This is a genomic window from Nonomuraea sp. NPDC003201, from assembly GCF_053590415.1.
The window spans coordinates 1-16,289 of the sequence record NZ_JBSFTC010000105.1; the positions used below are offsets into that span (position 1 = coordinate 1).

The 16,289-nt window shown below is 71.5% G+C and carries 13 protein-coding genes and 2 pseudogenes; 10 read left to right on the forward strand and 5 right to left on the reverse strand.

Annotated features, from left to right (window positions below):
- Nucleotides 1-487 precede the first annotated feature (487 nt).
- The 3 genes and pseudogenes from ACWDX9_RS30635 (at nucleotide 488) to ACWDX9_RS30645 (ending at nucleotide 2,098) form a co-directional block, all read left to right on the forward strand.
- Nucleotides 488-1,057, forward strand: coding sequence for a dihydrofolate reductase family protein (locus ACWDX9_RS30635; protein WP_449959891.1), 570 nt, complete (start codon nucleotides 488-490; stop codon nucleotides 1,055-1,057).
- A gap of 200 nt (nucleotides 1,058-1,257) precedes the next feature.
- A pseudogene (locus tag ACWDX9_RS30640) lies at nucleotides 1,258-1,590 on the forward strand (WD40 repeat domain-containing protein); the annotation flags it as partial.
- Between the two features lie 226 nt (nucleotides 1,591-1,816).
- Nucleotides 1,817-2,098 carry a WD40 repeat domain-containing protein gene (locus ACWDX9_RS30645; protein WP_449959893.1) on the forward strand — a complete coding sequence of 94 codons (282 nt, stop codon included), beginning with the start codon at nucleotides 1,817-1,819 and terminating at the stop codon, nucleotides 2,096-2,098.
- Between the two features lie 80 nt (nucleotides 2,099-2,178).
- Here ACWDX9_RS30645 and ACWDX9_RS30650 read toward each other — a convergent pair.
- From ACWDX9_RS30650 to ACWDX9_RS30660, 3 genes and pseudogenes are all read right to left on the reverse strand, one after another.
- Nucleotides 2,179-2,529, reverse strand: a pseudogene (locus ACWDX9_RS30650) (methyltransferase domain-containing protein); the annotation flags it as partial.
- A 226-nt stretch (nucleotides 2,530-2,755) separates the two neighbouring features.
- Nucleotides 2,756-3,901: an RNA polymerase sigma factor gene (locus ACWDX9_RS30655; RefSeq protein ID WP_449959895.1), complete on the reverse strand. Its 1,146-nt coding sequence runs from the start codon at nucleotides 3,899-3,901 to the stop codon at nucleotides 2,756-2,758.
- Nucleotides 3,898-4,305 (reverse strand): YciI family protein, encoded by a 408-nt coding sequence (locus tag ACWDX9_RS30660; protein ID WP_449959897.1) that lies wholly within the window; start codon nucleotides 4,303-4,305, stop codon nucleotides 3,898-3,900. Before ACWDX9_RS30660 ends, ACWDX9_RS30655 begins: the two co-directional genes overlap by 4 nt.
- Nucleotides 4,306-4,467: 162 nt before the next feature.
- Here ACWDX9_RS30660 and ACWDX9_RS30665 point away from each other — a divergent pair, with 162 nt between their 5' ends.
- Both ACWDX9_RS30665 and ACWDX9_RS30670 read left to right on the forward strand, forming a co-directional pair.
- Complete coding sequence (locus tag ACWDX9_RS30665; RefSeq protein ID WP_449959899.1) at nucleotides 4,468-5,334, forward strand: GNAT family N-acetyltransferase; 867 nt, start codon at nucleotides 4,468-4,470, stop codon at nucleotides 5,332-5,334.
- 92 nt (nucleotides 5,335-5,426) lie between these two features.
- The gene (locus tag ACWDX9_RS30670) at nucleotides 5,427-6,821 is read left to right on the forward strand and encodes an MFS transporter (RefSeq protein ID WP_449959901.1); all 1,395 of its coding nucleotides are present in this window, start codon (nucleotides 5,427-5,429) and stop codon (nucleotides 6,819-6,821) included.
- A 15-nt stretch (nucleotides 6,822-6,836) separates the two neighbouring features.
- On the opposite strand, the gene ACWDX9_RS30675 is transcribed toward ACWDX9_RS30670, so the two are convergent.
- Nucleotides 6,837-8,240, reverse strand: a complete 1,404-nt coding sequence (locus tag ACWDX9_RS30675; RefSeq protein ID WP_449959903.1) for an FAD-binding oxidoreductase — start codon at nucleotides 8,238-8,240, stop codon at nucleotides 6,837-6,839.
- A 144-nt stretch (nucleotides 8,241-8,384) separates the two neighbouring features.
- On the opposite strand from ACWDX9_RS30675, the gene ACWDX9_RS30680 reads away from it, so the two are divergent.
- The 5 genes from ACWDX9_RS30680 to ACWDX9_RS30700 all read left to right on the forward strand — a co-directional run bounded on the left by ACWDX9_RS30680 (nucleotide 8,385) and on the right by ACWDX9_RS30700 (nucleotide 15,295).
- On the forward strand, nucleotides 8,385-8,831 hold the full coding sequence (locus tag ACWDX9_RS30680; protein ID WP_449959905.1) for a MarR family winged helix-turn-helix transcriptional regulator: 447 nt from the start codon (nucleotides 8,385-8,387) through the stop codon (nucleotides 8,829-8,831).
- 169 nt (nucleotides 8,832-9,000) lie between these two features.
- Entirely contained in the window at nucleotides 9,001-11,565 is a 2,565-nt protein-coding gene (lanKC, locus tag ACWDX9_RS30685) for a class III lanthionine synthetase LanKC (protein WP_449959907.1), read from the forward strand.
- A gap of 77 nt (nucleotides 11,566-11,642) precedes the next feature.
- Entirely contained in the window at nucleotides 11,643-11,741 is a 99-nt protein-coding gene (locus ACWDX9_RS30690; protein WP_350730711.1) for a class III lanthipeptide, read from the forward strand.
- 177 nt (nucleotides 11,742-11,918) lie between these two features.
- Entirely contained in the window at nucleotides 11,919-13,208 is a 1,290-nt protein-coding gene (locus ACWDX9_RS30695) for an MFS transporter (RefSeq protein ID WP_449959909.1), read from the forward strand.
- Nucleotides 13,205-15,295, forward strand: coding sequence for a prolyl oligopeptidase family serine peptidase (locus ACWDX9_RS30700; RefSeq protein WP_449959911.1), 2,091 nt, complete (start codon nucleotides 13,205-13,207; stop codon nucleotides 15,293-15,295). The genes ACWDX9_RS30695 and ACWDX9_RS30700 overlap by 4 nt, the downstream gene beginning before the upstream one ends.
- Here ACWDX9_RS30700 and ACWDX9_RS30705 read toward each other — a convergent pair.
- Nucleotides 15,279-16,130: an AfsR/SARP family transcriptional regulator gene (locus ACWDX9_RS30705; protein ID WP_449959913.1), complete on the reverse strand. Its 852-nt coding sequence runs from the start codon at nucleotides 16,128-16,130 to the stop codon at nucleotides 15,279-15,281. The two genes, ACWDX9_RS30700 and ACWDX9_RS30705, sit on opposite strands and share 17 nt — an antisense overlap.
- Nucleotides 16,131-16,289: the final 159 nt, after the last annotated feature.

Genomic DNA, 16,289 nt, shown 5'->3' on the forward strand with positions numbered 1-16,289 from the left:
GCGGCGCGGGCCACGGCGGCCCGGCTCAGGACGGCGGCGCGGGCCACGGCGGCCCCGCTCAGGACGGCGGCGCGGGCCACGGCGGTCCGGCTCAAGACGGCGGCAAGGACGAGGGGCCGCAGGCTGATGACCGTGTGATCGTGGCGGTGTTCCGTTTGGGGATCCCCCACCAGAACACCGAGCGATCAAGCTGAACGCCCAGGTCAATGCCGCGGTGTTCACCAGAGCGGAGTAGTGGTCGGCGGTAGGCGCCGACGTCAAGGTGTACGGACGGGCTCCGTGGCGGATCCGTGTTTCTTCCGTGGCGGTCAGGGGGTCTGCACGGATGTCCCAGCCTGTCGCGGCAGGCCAGAGTCGCAGGCAGCGACAGCGACGCGGAAGGGTGCTCGCGTCGCCTTGGCATGCCGGGCCTGCTCGCCATCGCATGTCGAAAAACAGCGGCCGGCTCCGACCTACCTATGACCGCACAGACAAGAGGAGGCAACTCATGGGCAAGATCATCTACTGGGTGCACGCGTCGGTGGACGGGTTCATCGACGGACCCGACGGGGAGTTCGACTGGCCGGTGATGGGGCCGGAGCTGTCGGCGTACTCCGAAGGTCTGGACAAGAGGGTCGACACGCTGCTGTTCGGGCGTCCGGTGTGGGAGATGATGGTGGGGTTCTGGCCGAACGCCGAGTCGCTGTTGGACGATCCGCATGTCGCCGCTTTCGCGCCGTTCTGGCGTGCCACGCCGAAGATCGTCTTCTCGCGTACGTACCCGGGTGACGAGTGGACCAGCCGCGTCATCACCGGCAACCTGGCCGAGGAGGTCACCGCTCTCAAAGCCCGGCCGGATGGCGGGGACCTGCTCCTCACCGGCGGCTCCGCGTTGGCGGCGGCGCTGACCGAGCTGGGTCTCATCGACGAGTACCACGTCGCGGTGCACCCGGTGGTGCTCGGCGGCGGCCGGAAGCTGTTCGCCGCGCCGGAGCAGCGCCTCAAGCTGCGGCTCGTCGACTCACACGTCCTCGACGGCCAGGTCGTGGTGTCGCACTACCAGTTCCCCTCCAGCTGAGCGACCCATGCGGCGGTGCCGATGCCAAGGTTGCGGGGTACACGCCGGGGAGTCAGCCTGGTCCCGGTCGGCAGGTGCAGCGTGCAGGGTGGTGCGGTGTGGGGGTCAGGGGGCCGGCGATCATCGCGGCCCTGCTTCGGTGGAAAACACCTGGATGACCTGGGCGGCAGCAAGGCGTTAACGTGAGCGCGAGGTGATCCATGGCGCGCCGCAGGACGCTCGCACCGGCCTTGGTGACGGCCTTGCCCTGGTTCGCCACCGCGGTCGGCTACGAGGACGTCCGGCTGTGGAACGCTCACGGCGAGCCGCGCGCCCGGCTGAGCGGGTCGGACGGTTCGTCGGCCCTGGCCATCGCTCCGGACGGGTCGTCGCCTGCCACCGGCGGTGGCCTCGGCGAGGTCCGGCTGTGGAGTCGCGGGGGCGATCTGCGCCGCGAATTGACGCTCGGCGATGGGAAAGAGTGGAGTCTCGCCCTGGCCATCGCCCCGGACGGAACCTGGTTCGCCACAGCGGCCGACAATCGGGTCCAGACCTGGGACGCCGACGGCACGTTCCGCTTCGACCTCCGCTACTCCCCTATCCTGCGAGTCAACGCGCTGATCATCTCGCCGGACGGAACCTGGCTGGCCGCCGGGTTTCTGTGTGGGACTGCGCGGGCGAGCAGCGCAGCAGCTTCGGCGGCAGTCCTCATTGGGAGCCGATCAAGCTCGCGGTCTCACCGGACGGCAACCGGCTGGCCACCGAGACCCGGACGGCGTCGTGCGCATCTGGGATCCGGACGGTCACGAGCACTCCTGCCCGGAGCCGCACCGGGGCCGGGTAGGCGCAGTAACGTTCTCTCCCGACGGCGCCTGGCTGGCCACCGGCGGGCAGGACGGCACCATCAAGCTGTGGAACGGATCCGACGAGGTCACCTTCCAGACCGCCGAACGGATCACCAGCCTCGCCTGGCTCGCGGACGCGAGCACGCTGTGCGCCGCCGACCCGCAGGGCTTGTACGTTCTGGGACGCCCGCGCGCAACACCTCCCGTGATCGGTTGAGGGCAGGTGACGCGGGGGCCTCAGTCGGCATTCAGGACGAAGAACAGGAAGCTCGGGGTACGGGCGAGGAGGCGGTAGTCGTCGGGGTACGGCAGCGGGTCACGCAGGTCGGCCACCCGCAGGTCCGCGCCGTCACCGAGCCGCCGCCGGGCCGGCTCCAGCATCCCGGTGCTGCTGTCGATGCCGGGCACGACGGCGCCCCGGTCGCGCAGCGCCTCGAACAGCGGGCCCGAGCCGCAGCCGGCGTCGAGGATGCGCCGGCCGGACACCTCCCCGGCGAGGGCCAGGACGGCGGGCCGCTCGTAATAGGCGTTCATGGTGCCAGCCTCGTTCTCGGCCGTGTACGCCTCGGCGAAACCGTCATAGTCGTTGACTCGGGACGGCTGCGCGGGCTCAACGTGATCTTCGGGCACGGTAGGCATGCGAGCCATCCTGGCCCACCGGGCCCGCGAACCGCGCAGGCGCGGGTCAGCTCACCCCGCCCACGACCGCCTTCCCTCGCGCGACGCCGCCGCGTAGAACGGCACGAGGGCCTCGAATCCCTCTCATCGTTCGCCGTCGCCGGCCACGGATGGCACCGCCGCCACTGAGTGGTGCCATGCTCGGCCTCGGCCCTGCCCTCCGCGAGCAAAGGCGAACTCCAACGTGATGGTGTACTCACGGACGCAGCAGTTGCCGCACCCGGGCGGCCTCCCGAGTGAGGTGGTCGCGCTCCGGCACGCTGGTGGCGGCGCGGGAGGCCTCCGCATACAGGTCGGCGGCGTGCTCGAGGTCGCCGGTGCGTTCGTGCAGGTATGCCGTCACCGCGGCGTAACGGGGCAGGTCGGGGTGTACGTCAGCCAGCGCCGCCAGCCCGGCCTGCGGTCCGTCGGCCTCCCCTACTGCCACCGCGCGGTTGAGCCGCACCACCGGGCTGCCGGTGAGGAGCAGCAGCTCGTCGTACCACTCCACGATCTGCACCCAGTCCGTCTCGGCGGCGCTCCGGGCGTCCGCGTGCAGGGCGGCGATCGCGGCCTGTGCCTGGTATTCGCCCAGCCGGTCGCGGGCCAGCGCGGTCTGCAGGATCGTCACCCCCTCGGCGATCAGGCCGGTGTCCCAGCGCGATCGGTCCTGCTCGCCGAGCGGCACCAGACGTCCACCCGGGCCGGTACGGGACGCGCGGCGCGCATGGTGCAGCAGCATGAGCGCGAGCAGCCCCGCCACCTCGGGCTCGTCGGTCAAGACGACGAGCTGGCGGGTGAGGCGGATCGCCTCGGCCGCCAGGTCGACGTCTCCGCCGTAGCCCTCGTTGAAGACGAGGTAGAGCACGCGCAGCAGCGTCCCGAGATCGCCGGGCTGGTCGAGCGGCAGCCCCGCGATCCGCCGCTTGGCCCGGCTGATCCGCTGCGCCATGGTCGCCTCGGGAACGAGGTACGCCGTCGCGATCTGCCGCGTGGTCAGGCCGCCTACCGCGCGCAGCGTCAAGGCGACGGCCGAGCTCGGCGGCAGGGTGGGGTGCGCGCACAGGAAGTAGAGCCGCAGCGTGTCGTCCGTGGCGGGCGCCGGGCCGGCGGGCGGCTCGACCTCCACGGCGAGCTCCCGCCCCCGCCGCGACGCCTCGGCCCGGGCGGCGTCGAGGAACTTGCGCCATGCGACCGCGACGAGCCATGCCTTCGGCTCGCCGGGCGGATCGCCGGGCCAGGTTTCCAGCGCCCGGATCAGGGCCTCCTGCACGGCATCCTCGGCCGACGCGAAGTCGGCTCCGCGTCGGACGAGGATGCCGATCACCGCGGGCACGAGCTCCCGCAGCAGCGACTCGTTCACTCGGTCACCGTGGGCGACTCGGTGAGGAACGGTCGAACCTCGAGCCACTCGTGGATCGGCTCGCCGCCGGCCCCGGGAGCGGCGGACAGCTCCCCGGCCAGCTCGACCGCGCGGTCCCAAGACTCCACATCGATGATCATCCAGCCGGCGATGAGGTCCTTGGTCTCGGCGAACGGCCCATCGGTCACCGGCGGGCGCCCCTCGCCGTCGTACCGCACGAACGCGCCCCCGGGCGCCAGCGCCTGGCTGTCGACGTACTCCCCCGTCTCCTCCAGGCGGGCGGCGAAGTCGCGCATGTACTGCACGTGCGCGTCGACCTCCTCCGGCGTCCACTGGTCCATCGGCGCCCGGTCGACAGCGGGGGCCGGGCCACCTCGATAGTGCTTCAGCAGCAGGTACTTCATGGTAGATCTCGCTCTCCGTCACACGGCCCGTCGCCCTGGGACACGACAATTTTCCCAGCAGTTTCCACCGCCATCTGACCCGCGACCACGAAGCTGAGGCCTCGCGCCGGCCGGCCGAAAACCGGGTGCGGAGTGCCGGTGCGGTGGAGTGTGATCGGGGTCATGGCGATGGTGTTGGGTGAGCCGGGAGTCGGCGGGCTGAGCGAGGTTGCGGGCGTGCTGCGGGAGTGGCAGTACGAAGGGGCGCCGATGCAACTGCATCCGGGGGATCTGGGCTGGTTCTGGCGGTTCGGTGCGGAGGCGACGGCCGCGGCGGTCCGTACGTGGAGCCGGGACGGACGGATTCTCGCCATCGGGCTGCTGGACCAGCCCGACCTGTTGCGGCTGACGATCGCGCCGGACGCCCAGCGGGACGAGGAACTGGCGCAGCGGCTGGTCGAGGACGTGACCGAGCCGGAGCGCGGCGTGCTGATCGAGGGGAAGGCGAACGTCGAAGCGCCCATGAGCGCGCTGGTCCAGGATCTGCTGTCCGAGAACGGCTGGAAGGTCGACGAGCCGTGGACGCCGCTGCGCCGCGACCTCACGGAGCCGGTGAAGGATCCAGGGGTGCGGATCGAGGTGATCGGGCCGGAGCAGGCGCACGTGCGGGCCGCCGTGCAGCGGGCATCGTTCGACGGTTCGACGTTCACGGACGAGCGCTGGCATGCGATGGCGGCCGGATCGCCGTACGCCGACGGCCGGTGTCTGGTCGCGTACGGCGACCGGGGCGACGCGGTGGCGGCGGTGACGGTGTGGTCGGCCGGTCCGGGCAAGCCCGGGTTGCTCGAGCCGATGGGCGTGCACCGGGAACATCGCGGTCACGGCTACGGCAGGGCGATCACCGTCGCCGCGGCGGCCGCGCTCCAGGAGCTGGGTTCGTCGAGCGCGATCGTCTGCACCCCGAGCTCCAATGTCGGCGCCGTCGCCACCTACCGGTCAGCCGGATTCCGGCAACTCCCCGAGATCCGGGACAAATACCAGGACGCCTAGCCACATGATCGGCCGGGAAGCCTACCTGGCAAGAACGCGGGTAGCCACAAAAGCTTATGAGCGACGTGGAGACCGGCACCATAACCACCAAAGTGCCCGCGCGCCTTGATCGGCTCCCCTGGTCCCGCTGGCACTGGATGATCGTCATAGGGCTCGGCACCGTCTGGATACTCGACGGGCTCGAGGTCACCATCGTAGGCAACCTCTCAGGGCAGCTCGCCAAGCCGGGCAGCGGCCTGGAGATCACCCAGGCCCAGGTCGCGGGCCTGGCCGCGGCGCTTTACGTCGCGGGCGCCTGCTCGGGTGCGCTGTTCTTCGGCTGGCTGACCGACAGGTTCGGCAGGAAGAAGCTCTTCCTCATCACGCTGGTCGTCTACCTGGCGGCGACCCTGATGACCGCGTTCTCCTTCCACGCCTGGTGGTTCTTCCTGTTCAGGTTCATGACGGGGTTCGGGATCGGCGGCGAGTACGCGGCCATCAACTCCGCCATCGACGAGCTCATCCCGAGCCACCACAGGGGGCGCATCGACATCATCATCAACGGCAGCTACTGGCTCGGCGCCGCCGGCGGCGCGTTGCTGACCGTGCCGCTGCTGAGCGGCCTGCCGGTGAACATCGGCTGGCGCGTCGCGTTCGGCCTGGGGGTGGTGCTGGGCCTGGCGATCCTGCTGGTACGGCGGCACGTACCGGAGAGCCCGCGCTGGCTGTTCATCCACGGCAAGGAGAAGGAGGCCGAGGAGATCGTCGGCGGCATCGAGCGGCAGATCGGCGCCGACCTGCCGGAGCCGAAGGAGTCGGTGACCGTGCACCAGCGCAAGTCCATCGGTTTCGTCCGGATCGCCCACACGATGGTGGCGCTCTATCCCCAACGTACGATCCTCGGCCTGTCCCTCTTCATCGGCCAGGCGTTCCTCTACAACGCGATCACCTTCGGGTACGCGCAGATCCTGGCCACCTTCTTCAAGATCGACACGAATGCCGGCTACTACTTCGCCGTCATCGCGGTCGGGAACTTCCTCGGCCCGCTCCTGCTCGGCCGCCTCTTCGACACCGTGGGCAGGATCCCGATGATCTCGGCCACGTACATCGGGTCCGGGCTGCTCCTGCTGGGCACGGCCTGGCTGTTCGACCAGGGCCTGCTGAACGCCGTCACGCTGACCGCGTGCTGGTCCGTGGTGCTCTTCGTGGCCTCGGCAGGGGCCAGTTCGGCGTACCTGACCGTCAGCGAGATCTTCCCGATGGAGACCAGGGCCCTGGCCATCGCGTTCTTCTTCGCGATCGGCACCGCCGCCGGCGGCATCGCCGGCCCGCTGGTCTTCGCCTCCCTCGTCGAGACCGGGGTGCCCGGGGACACGGCGCTCGCGTTCTCCATCGGCGGCATCGTGATGATCGTGGCGGGGCTGGTCGAGCTGCTGTTCGGGGTCAAGGCCGAGCGCAAGGGCCTGGAGGCCATCGCGACGCCGCTCAGCGCGGCGCCGACCTCGTGATCGATGTACGGCCGATCAGTCCGTCGAGGGGCGCGCCGGCGGGATGTTGTGGTTGATCCGGAAAAGCTGGTCCGGGTCGTACGTCGCCTTCAGCGCGGCCAGCCGCCGGTAGTCCGCTTCGGCGTAGGCCCGCCTGACCCGCTCGGGAGCCGAGTCGTGGTCGAACAGGAACCCCGGAAGCACGGCGCCGGTTTCCCACCGCCGCAGCCGCTCCAGCGCCTCGTCGGCGGTCTTGCGCACCGCGTCGGCCTGCTCGGCCGGAGCCGGCATCCGCAGCCACAGGTGGAAGGCCGCACCCTGGGTGCTGACCGCGTGCGGGCGGCCGGGCGGCCGGTTCAGCGCCCCGCCCAGGTGACGTAGCTCGATGCCGGGGAACGGGCCCCCGGGCTTCGACGGATCGATGAACGAGACCAGCTCCTCCACGGCCTCGTCGTCCAGTTCGTGCAACAAAGCGCTGCGCAGGTGCGCCATGACCGGGTTCTTGGGGTCCTGGTAGATCTCGGTGATCTGCGTGTACGGCCTGGCGCCGCAGGTGTCCTTCTCCGGGCCGAGCGCGCGCAACGGCTCCACCAGCCGCGCACCCTGCTCCTCGTCCCCCATGTAGACCACCCGGACCTGCACGAACGAACGGCCACGGAACTCCTCGGGCAACTGCGGCACGTCGGGGAAGCGCACCAACGTCACAGAGGACGACATCTCCTCCGGCTGGTCCTTGACCCAGGCCAGGTAGGAGCCGAGAACGTGGGCGGCGTGCCTGCGGTCCTCGACCGGGTAGTAGAGCTCACCACCGTAGACGGTACGCAGCGGCAGCAGCTCGATCTCGGCCGCGACCACGACGCCGAAGTTGCTCTTGCCACCCCGTACCGCCCAGAACAGGTCGGGCTCCTGGGCCGGCGAGACGGTGCGGAGCAGGCCGTCGGCGGTGACGATGTCGAGCGAGCGGACGTAGTCGGCGGCGAAGCCGTACGTACGGCCGGCCAGCGGGAGCCCGCCGCCGGTCAGATAGCCCATCACCCCGACCTGGCCGGAGGAGCCGCACAGCGGCGCGAGACCGTGCTCGGCCGCCGCGGTGAGCACCTCACCCCACCGCAGCCCGGCTCCGATCCTCGCGGTGCCGGCACGCGGGTCCACCGACAGCTCGCGCAGCTCCCCCGTGGCGATGAACACGGCTCCATCCGCGGGCACCGACTTGCCGTGCCCGGTCGACTGCACCGCGACCGGGCGTCCCGCCTCCGCCGCGAACCGGACGGCGGCGGCCACGTCATCGGCGTCGGCGGCGACCACGACCGCCGCGGGCCGGTGCTCGACCGTCAGCAACCAGCCGGAGCAGGCCTCTGCAAAGCCCTCGTCGCCGGGGTAAAGCGTGCGCCCCCGGATCGACGCGCCCAGGCTCACCACTGCGGAATTCGTCGTCGTCATGTCAGTTATCCACCTTTCCAGCATGTCAGTTATGCGCCTTCTCGAAGGCCGGCTGCGCGACGAGAATGTTGGTTGAACCAACGTTGGCGTGGCCAACAGTACACCTAATCGTGGGTGCGGCCAACAATTTGCTAGATTGTCCCCGTGGACACGCCAGAGGGGCCGCCGCCACAGCGGCTGCGTACGCTGCCGAGCCGGTTGACCAACCATGCGGCGCAGACCGCCAACCGGATCGTGGACCAGGCGCTCGGCCAGGCCGGCCTTCGGCGCTACCACTACGCCCTGCTCGCCGCGCTGGAGGAGTACGGCCCGGCCAGCCAGGCCGCCCTCGGCCGCCGTACCGGCATCGACCGCAGCGACATGGTGGCGACCGTCAACGACCTCGCAGAACGGCGACTCCTCGAGCGCGCACCCGACCCGGACGACCGCCGGCGCAACATCATCACCATCACCGCGGCAGGCCGGAGCCAACTCACCCACCTCGACCGGCTGCTCGCCGCCGCCCAGGACGAGTTCCTCTCCCCGCTGCCCCCGGCCGACCGGCAGAACCTGATCGACCTGCTCACCCGCCTCGTCGACCATCACGGCTGAGGCCGTTCCGGCCTCTGCGGCTCATGGCGGTTTCCCGCGCGGCCGGCAGCGGCCCTTGGGCCCCTTCCCGTGTCCCCAACCGCCTCCACCTGCGTGGCAACGGCCCGGCAACACCCCCCGGATACCAAAGAACCCAGCGACGTACCGGTCGGGTCAGTGAAACGGGGACATGCCAATGCTCGGCTTCCACAGTTACGCGCAGGCGGATCCTGAGTTCTACGCGCCGCTGTCCTGGCTGCGGGACCCGGGGAGGCGTTTCGCCCCCAGGTTCGTCTCCGACGGCTGGACCTCCGCCACGCATGACGTGTGGACCAGGTGGACCCATCCCGACGTGGTCACGCCGGCCCAGGGGTGGAAGGTGCACGTCTCCACCCGCCTCGAACGCGCCGACCTCGTACTGGACGCGGTCGCCCGCGCCTGCCACGCGGAGCGGGTGGCCTTCAAGCACCTGTCGGCCGAGGTGTTCTTCCTGTTCATGCACCACAAGCACGGGCCGAGGCCGCAGGCGGGCAAGTTCTGCGCCCTGTACCCCGACGAGCGGAGCGCCCTGCGCCTGATGGAACGGCTGGCCGGCGAACTCGCCGGGGAGGAGGGACCCTACGTCCTGTCCGACCGCCGTTTCCGCGACTCGCGCACGGTGTACTACCGCTACGGCGCGTTCGAGGCGCGCGGCGGGCTGCGGGCGGACGGCGGCAGGGAGAGCCTGGTACGCGACGGCTACGGCCGCGACGTGACCGATTCCCGAGGCGTCTCCTTCACGCTGCCCCCAGGCATCGGCGACCCCTTCGCGAAGCCGGCCGGGCCGGCGCGCAACGGCCCGCCGGTGATCCACGGCTACGAGATCGTGCAGGTCCTCCAGCCCAGCAACGCCGGTGGCGCCTACGAGGCCAAGGACACCCGGACGGGCCGCACCGTGTTCATCAAGGAGGCACGCGCGCACAACGGCCTGTACTGGGATCGCAGCACGGCCGTCGAACGGCTGCGCCGGGAGCACCGCGTGCTCACCGAGGTGCACCAGGCCGCGCCGGACGCCTGCCCGCAGCCGCTCGACTACTTCCAGGAGTGGGAGCACGAGTTCCTGGTGACGGAGTTCGTCGCCGGAACACCGCTGCACACGTGGGCGGCGCTGCACTCGCCGCTGATCCAGGCCGGCAGGACATCGGCCGACTTCGACGCCTACTACGGCGAATGCGAGAGGGTGCTCGCCGAGCTGGACCAGGCGCTCGCCCGGCTCCACGGAGCCGGGTTCCGCTTCGGCGACCTCAACCCGCGCAACGTGATGGTGACCCCAGACGGCGTCAGGCTGGTCGACTTCGAGTCGTGCACCCACCGCGACGCCCCCCTCATCCCCATGGGGGCGGACGGCTACGCGCCACCGGCCGGCTTCCCCCTGTCCGGCCCGTTCGCCTGGGACGAATACGGGCTTTCCGCCATCGCGCTGCTCCTGGTCATGCCGATGCACGCGGTGGTCCAGCGCAGCCCCGGCAACCTGCGCTGGCTGCGCAGGGACGTCGGCAAGCACGCCCCCGTCCCCGCCGCGTTGTGGCGGCGTGCGACACGCTTCCACGACGAGCTGGACACGGCGCGGACCGGCTCGCTGCCCGCTCCCGGAGAGCTCGACGAACGGCCACGCGAGAGTCTCGCCCGGTTCGCCGACGAGGTCCGGCTGGGGCTCACGGACATGATCGACACCGAACAGCTCGACCGGAACTTCCCCACCGTGCCACGGGGATTCGAGACGAATCTGCTCTGCGTCGCCTACGGCCTGGCCGGCATCCTGCACGCCCTGCACGTCACGGGCTCCGCGATCCCGGCCGGGATGGCCGAGCGCCTTCGCACCCGGGCGGTGGACCACGCGGGCGACCTTCCGCCGGGCCTGCACACCGGGACGGCCGGCGTCGCCTGGGTCCTCGCCGACCTCGGCCTGCTCGACGAGGCCGGTGACGTGCTCGCGCGCGCTGCCCGCCACCCGATCCTGGAGAGAACGACGACCCTCGGCGAGGGGCGGGCCGGCGTCGGCATGGCCGCCCTGCGCATGCACCGCGGCACCGACCAGGCGCGCTTCCTGGACCTGGCGGTGACGGCGGGCGAGGCCATCGTCCGCGCCGGCGACCTGCGTCCCACCCTGGGGCCGGGCAACGCCCGCGGGCTGCTGCACGGCCGGGCGGGCATCGCCCTCTTCCTGCACCGGCTGAGCGCGGCGACCGGGAACGACCGCTACGCGCACGCCGGCAGGCGCCTGCTGCACGAGGAGCTCGACCTGGCGATCGAACTCCCGGACGGCGCGCTCTCCTTCAGCGACAGCGACCAGACCCATCGCGGCCTGCCCTACCTGTTCAGCGGCTCGGCGGGGGTCGCGCTGGCGTTGAGCCGGTACGCGGCGAGCCCGGACGACGTCGGCGACGCCCGGATCACGACGGCGTTGCCACGCGTCCTCAGCGACGTCCGCAAGAACTGCTGCGCCTTCCCCGGGCTGTACTGCGGCCTGGCGGGCCTGGCGTTCGCGCTGGCGGACCACGCGGAGCTCATGGACGATCCGCGCTCGGCGGACGCCGCGCTCGACGTCGCCACCGGCCTCGTCAAGTACGCCGTCGGCGGCCGGCGAGGCGTGCGTTTCCTCGGCGAGGGCTCGCTGCGCTTCAGCGCGGAGCTCTGGAGCGGCGGGGCGGGCGTCCTGCTGGCCCTGCACCGGGTGCTGAACCGCCCAGCCGGCCATTTCTTGCTGCTGGACTGACCTGCCCCACCCTGAGCTTCCGACCGGCGACCGCCGGCCGGAGAAGGTGTCGAGAGAAGGAAGGAGGTGTGTGACCCATGTCGGAAGTTCTGGCCCTTCAGGAGCTTGACGTCGAGCTTGCGGAGGATGCTCCCTGGAGCACGCTGAGCCTGTTCAACTGCAACAACACCAACTGATGCCGCCATCGAGGCGGATGAACGCGGGGCGTCCGATCTGACGCCTGCGCCGAACGTGAGCGGCCGGCACCGAGACCAGCGGATGCCGGCCGTCTTGCTTCCCGGTCCCGCGTTCCCAGCGTTCACACCGGTCTGCCGCCCACACTCGCCGGCCGGCCTGAAACTTCGGAGAATGACATGACACGAGATTTCCGGCTCTTCCAGGGCGGCCAGGTCGCCTCGGCTTTCGGCTCGGTGTTCACGGTGATCGCGGTCCCCCTGGTGGCGGTGCAACATCTTGGCGCCTCACCCGCGGAGACGGGTTTCCTGGTCGCGGCGGGCAGCCTTCCCCTACCGCTCCTCGGGTTGTTCATCAGCAGCCTGGTCGACCGGCTGCGCTCCCGGCGGAGGGTGCTCATCGCGTGCGACCTCACCGTCGCCGCGGCCCTCGGCCTGACCATCGTGTCGATGCTCACCGGCAGGCTCAGCATCTGGGCCCTGGGCGCGCTGGTGTTCGTGATCGGCACGGTCGGCGTGATGGTGGAGACCCTGTACCTGGTCTACCTCAAGACCATCGTGGGCACCGGCGACATCGTCAAGGCACGAGCCCGGCTCAATCGCGGCGAGTACGTCGGCGGGACGCTCGGCAGGGCGCTGGCCGGCCCGGCGGCGGCGCTCGGCCCCGTCGTCCCCTTCGTGGTGGACACGGTCTCGCGCCTGATCAGCGCGGGCACCACCGCACTGATCAGGACACCGGAGCGACCGGCCCAGCAGGCGCGCCAGGAACGCTCCTTCGCCCACGAGCTCGGCGCCGGGTTCAGGTCACTGTGGGGGCAGCCCTTCCTGCGCGCGCTCGTCCCCTTCCTCGTGGGCCAGCAGCTCGTCATGGGGATGACCCTCGCGCTGATCGCGCCGTACGTGTTGAAGGTCCTGCACGTCCCGGCGCAGTGGTACGGCCTGCTGTTCGTGCTCCTCGGCGTCGCCGGCGTGACGGGGACGTTCCTCAGCGAACTGCTCTCGCGGCGGCTGAACACCGAACGGCTCACGATGGTGGGCCTGATCGGCGGCGCGATCGGCACCGTGGCGCTTCCGCTGGCGGGCGGGCCCGTGCTCGTGGCGGCGATCACGGCGGGTCTGGGCATCGGGCTCCCGTACCTGTTCGGCGCGATCGCGAACGTCGGGCTGCTCGGCTTCGTCACGATCCGGATTCCCGAAGAGGTCCTGGGGCGGCTGTCGGTCAGCGTGCAACTGCTCACCGCGGCCGGCGCCTTCGCGGGGGCGCTCGTCGGCGGGGCTCTGGGGCAGCAGGCCGGGATCGTCCCCACCTTGTGGGTCGCCTGCGGTGTGTCGGCCGTCAGCATGCTGCTCCTGCTTCCGGTGTTGCGGGTCATGCGGGCGGGCGACGAGCGCACGCCGGACCACGCTCCCGCGGCGGCGCCGGCCGCCGTGCCGGTCGCCGAGGGCGGCGACGCCGAAAGGCCCGCATGAGCGCGCGGGCCTACCCGCCGGCCCGCCGGGGCGAGGACTCCGACGTCGTGCACGGACGGGTGATCCCGGACCCGTACCGCTGGCTGGAGGGTGACGGCGCGGAAAGCCGGCGCTGGCTGCGGGCGCAGCACGAGCTGACGGAGGAGTATCTCAGGTCGTCCAGGCCCCGGCCGTTCTTCGCCGAGCGGCTCGACCGGCTGATGACACCGGGGACGGACTCCGCACCGGTCTGGCGCGGAACCCGGGCGTACTTCCTCAGCCGCCGCCCCGGACAGGAACACGCCGCGCTGTACTGCAGGGACGCCGACGGCGAGCGCGTCGTGCTCGATCCGGCACGCCTCCGCGGGCCGGGGAGCGCCGGCGCCACGCTCGACTCCTGGTCCCTCTCCCCGACCGGCCGCCTGCTGGCCTGCCAGGTGTCGCGCGACGGCACCGAGCAGGGGGTACTGCTCGTCGCCGACCTCGTCTCCGGTGAGATCGTCGACGGGCCGATCGGCGGCGTCCGGTACCCCACCGTCGCGTGGCTGTTCGACGAGTCCGCGTTCTTCTACGTCAGGCGCGGTCCCGACGAGTCTCCGAGCGCCGTACGGAGCGTGTGGCTGCATCGGGTGGGCCGCGACGCCCGGAAGGACACACCGGTCTTCGGCCTGGACGGCGACGCCAGGACGAGCCATCGGGTCGCGCTGTACCACGGGCGCTGGCTCGTGGTGTCCGCCAGGGCAGGCACGGCCCCGTGGAACACGCTGCACCTCGCGGACCTGACCGTCTCACCGCCGGACGAACCGCGGTTCCTGCCGATCCCGCTCGCCCCGGGGGCGCTCGGCTTCGCACGGGTGAGCCGATCCGGCGAGATCTACCTGCACACCACCGGCGCGGCACCGCGGGGCCGCATCCGCGCCATGGCCGCCCGCAACCTGGGAACGACGGCCGCGAAGTGGGACGGCCGGTCCTGGCGGGACGTGGTGCCGGAGGACCCTGACGCGGCGATCTCCGGATTCTCCCTGCTGGAGGACGACGGGACGGACGCGCCCCGGCTGTTCGTGGTCCGCACGCGCGACGCCGCGTCGGAGGTCACGATCTGGGACGGCCGGTCCAGCCGGTGCCTGGACCGCGTCGCGCTGCCGGGAGCCGGGACGGTGCGCGAGGTCTCCGTACGGCCCGGCACACCCGCCACCGCCTGGTTCACCTACACCGACTACACGACGGCGCCCACCGTCCTGCGGTACGCCGGACCTGCGGCGCGAACCGGCGCCGACCGGCGTACGACGTCCCAGGCGACGATCACCACGCGGCGGGAAAGCTATGTCTCGGCGGACGGCACCGAGGTCCGGATCTTCGTGATGGCGCCGGCGAGCTGCGCGTCCGGCCCGGATCGTGTCCGGCCGGCGCTGCTCACCGCCTACGGCGGCTTCGGCGCGGCCGTGACGCCGTCCTTCGAGCCGAGCGCCCTGGCCTGGGTGGAAGCCGGCGGTGTGTTCGCCGTCGCGTGCGTGCGGGGCGGGGGCGAGCAAGGAGCGGCCTGGCACCGTGCCGGCATGCGGGGACACAGGCAGAACGCGTTCGACGACTTCCACGCGGCGGCCGAGTGGCTGATCGGCCGGGGCTGGACGAGCGGTGACCGGCTCGGCGTGATCGGGGCCAGCAACGCCGGCCTGCTGGCGGCGGTCGCCGTGACCCAGCGCCGTGAGCTGTACCGCGCCGCCGTCTGCATCGCGCCGCTGGCCGACATGGCGCGTTACGAGCGCTTCGGGATGGGCCCGGCCTGGCGCTTCGAGTACGGCAGCGTGGACGTGCCCGCCGAGCTCGACTGGCTGATGGCGTACTCGCCCTACCATCACGTCGTCCCGGGCGAGGCGTACCCGTCGTGCATGTTCGTGGTGTTCGAGCACGACACGCGGGTCGATCACATGCACGCGCGCAAGATGGCCGCCGCCCTGCAGCACGCCGCCACCGGACCGGGCACGGTCCTCTTCCACGTCGCCGGCGGCCTCGGCCACCGACCCCGGTCCCGCGGCAAGGGGGTGGCCGTCGGCGCCGACGCGCTCGCCTTCCTCGCCGTGGAGACCGGCCTCATGCGCAGTCGGTGATCGCCACCGGCGGGCCTGACGACAGGCGGAGCAGCGTCCGGGGGTCGGTGACGCCTCGCAGCACGCCCGCCTCGACGTGTCGCAGCCCCTCCCCTGGCTCGATGCCGAGCTCGTCGATCAAGGTGCGGCGAGCCCGGTGGTAGGCGCCGAGCGCGTCACCGGGACGGCCGGCCGTGCGCAAGGCCACGATGAGCAGCTCCCACAGCCGCTCACGCAGCGGATGCTCGCCCACCAGCAGCTCCAGACGGCCGACCGCCGTGTCCGTGACGCCCGCGGCCAGGCTCGCGGCGAACTCCCCCTCGTACGCCTGGAGCCGAAGCCCCTCCAGGTAGCCGATCTCGGCCAGAGCCCAACCGTGCACCTGGCAGTCCGACACGACGTTCCCGCGCCACAGCGCCAGGCCCGCGCGCAGACTCCGCGACGCTTCGGCGAACCGCCCCTGCGCCGAGAACCGCAACCCCGTCGTCACCGACTCCTCGAACCGTTCCCCATCGACGTCCACCGCGTCCGCGCGCAGCAGGTAGCCGGGGGCCTGCCGCCGGATGGGCCGCTCGCCGCGATGCCGGGACAGGTCCGCGCCCAGCTTGGCGATGTGTGCGTGCAGCGTGCGTAAGGCCGTGGGCGGGGCCTCCTCGCCCCACAACCCGTCCACCAGCTGCTCGGCGGTCACGACCCTGCCCGGGCTGAACGCCAGCAGCGCCAGCAGGCTCCGGCGCCGCGGGGGCAGCACGAGGGGGCGACCTCCATGCCGGACGTCGAGCGGGCCGAGTATCTTGATCGTCGAAGGGACGGCCTGGTGACCACCAGGCTGGTCGAACGGACGATACAACAGCATGGACACCCTCCGATGACTGGTTCCGATGAGCGCGTCAGACGGCGGCGGACACCGCGGACAGCGGTCACACCGGGGATCGCCGGGAGCCACCCCCGGTCCACCGACCTGACTCCCTACAGGTCCGGCGTTCCATCGCGTTCCTCCGCGTTCCTCGGCGTT

Excerpts from the sequence above, each read along its gene's own strand:
- ACWDX9_RS30705 (WP_449959913.1), bottom strand. The coding sequence starts at position 16,130 with ATGCTGTTGTATCGTCCGTTCGACCAGCCTGGTGGTCACCAGGCCGTC.
- ACWDX9_RS30695 (WP_449959909.1), top strand. The coding sequence starts at position 11,919 with ATGACACGAGATTTCCGGCTCTTCCAGGGCGGCCAGGTCGCCTCGGCT.
- ACWDX9_RS30635 (WP_449959891.1), top strand. The coding sequence starts at position 488 with ATGGGCAAGATCATCTACTGGGTGCACGCGTCGGTGGACGGGTTCATC.
- ACWDX9_RS30660 (WP_449959897.1), bottom strand. The coding sequence starts at position 4,305 with ATGAAGTACCTGCTGCTGAAGCACTATCGAGGTGGCCCGGCCCCCGCT.
- ACWDX9_RS30700 (WP_449959911.1), top strand. The coding sequence starts at position 13,205 with ATGAGCGCGCGGGCCTACCCGCCGGCCCGCCGGGGCGAGGACTCCGAC.
- ACWDX9_RS30690 (WP_350730711.1), top strand. The coding sequence starts at position 11,643 with ATGTCGGAAGTTCTGGCCCTTCAGGAGCTTGACGTCGAGCTTGCGGAG.
- ACWDX9_RS30665 (WP_449959899.1), top strand. The coding sequence starts at position 4,468 with ATGGCGATGGTGTTGGGTGAGCCGGGAGTCGGCGGGCTGAGCGAGGTT.
- ACWDX9_RS30675 (WP_449959903.1), bottom strand. The coding sequence starts at position 8,240 with ATGACGACGACGAATTCCGCAGTGGTGAGCCTGGGCGCGTCGATCCGG.
- lanKC (WP_449959907.1), top strand. The coding sequence starts at position 9,001 with ATGCCAATGCTCGGCTTCCACAGTTACGCGCAGGCGGATCCTGAGTTC.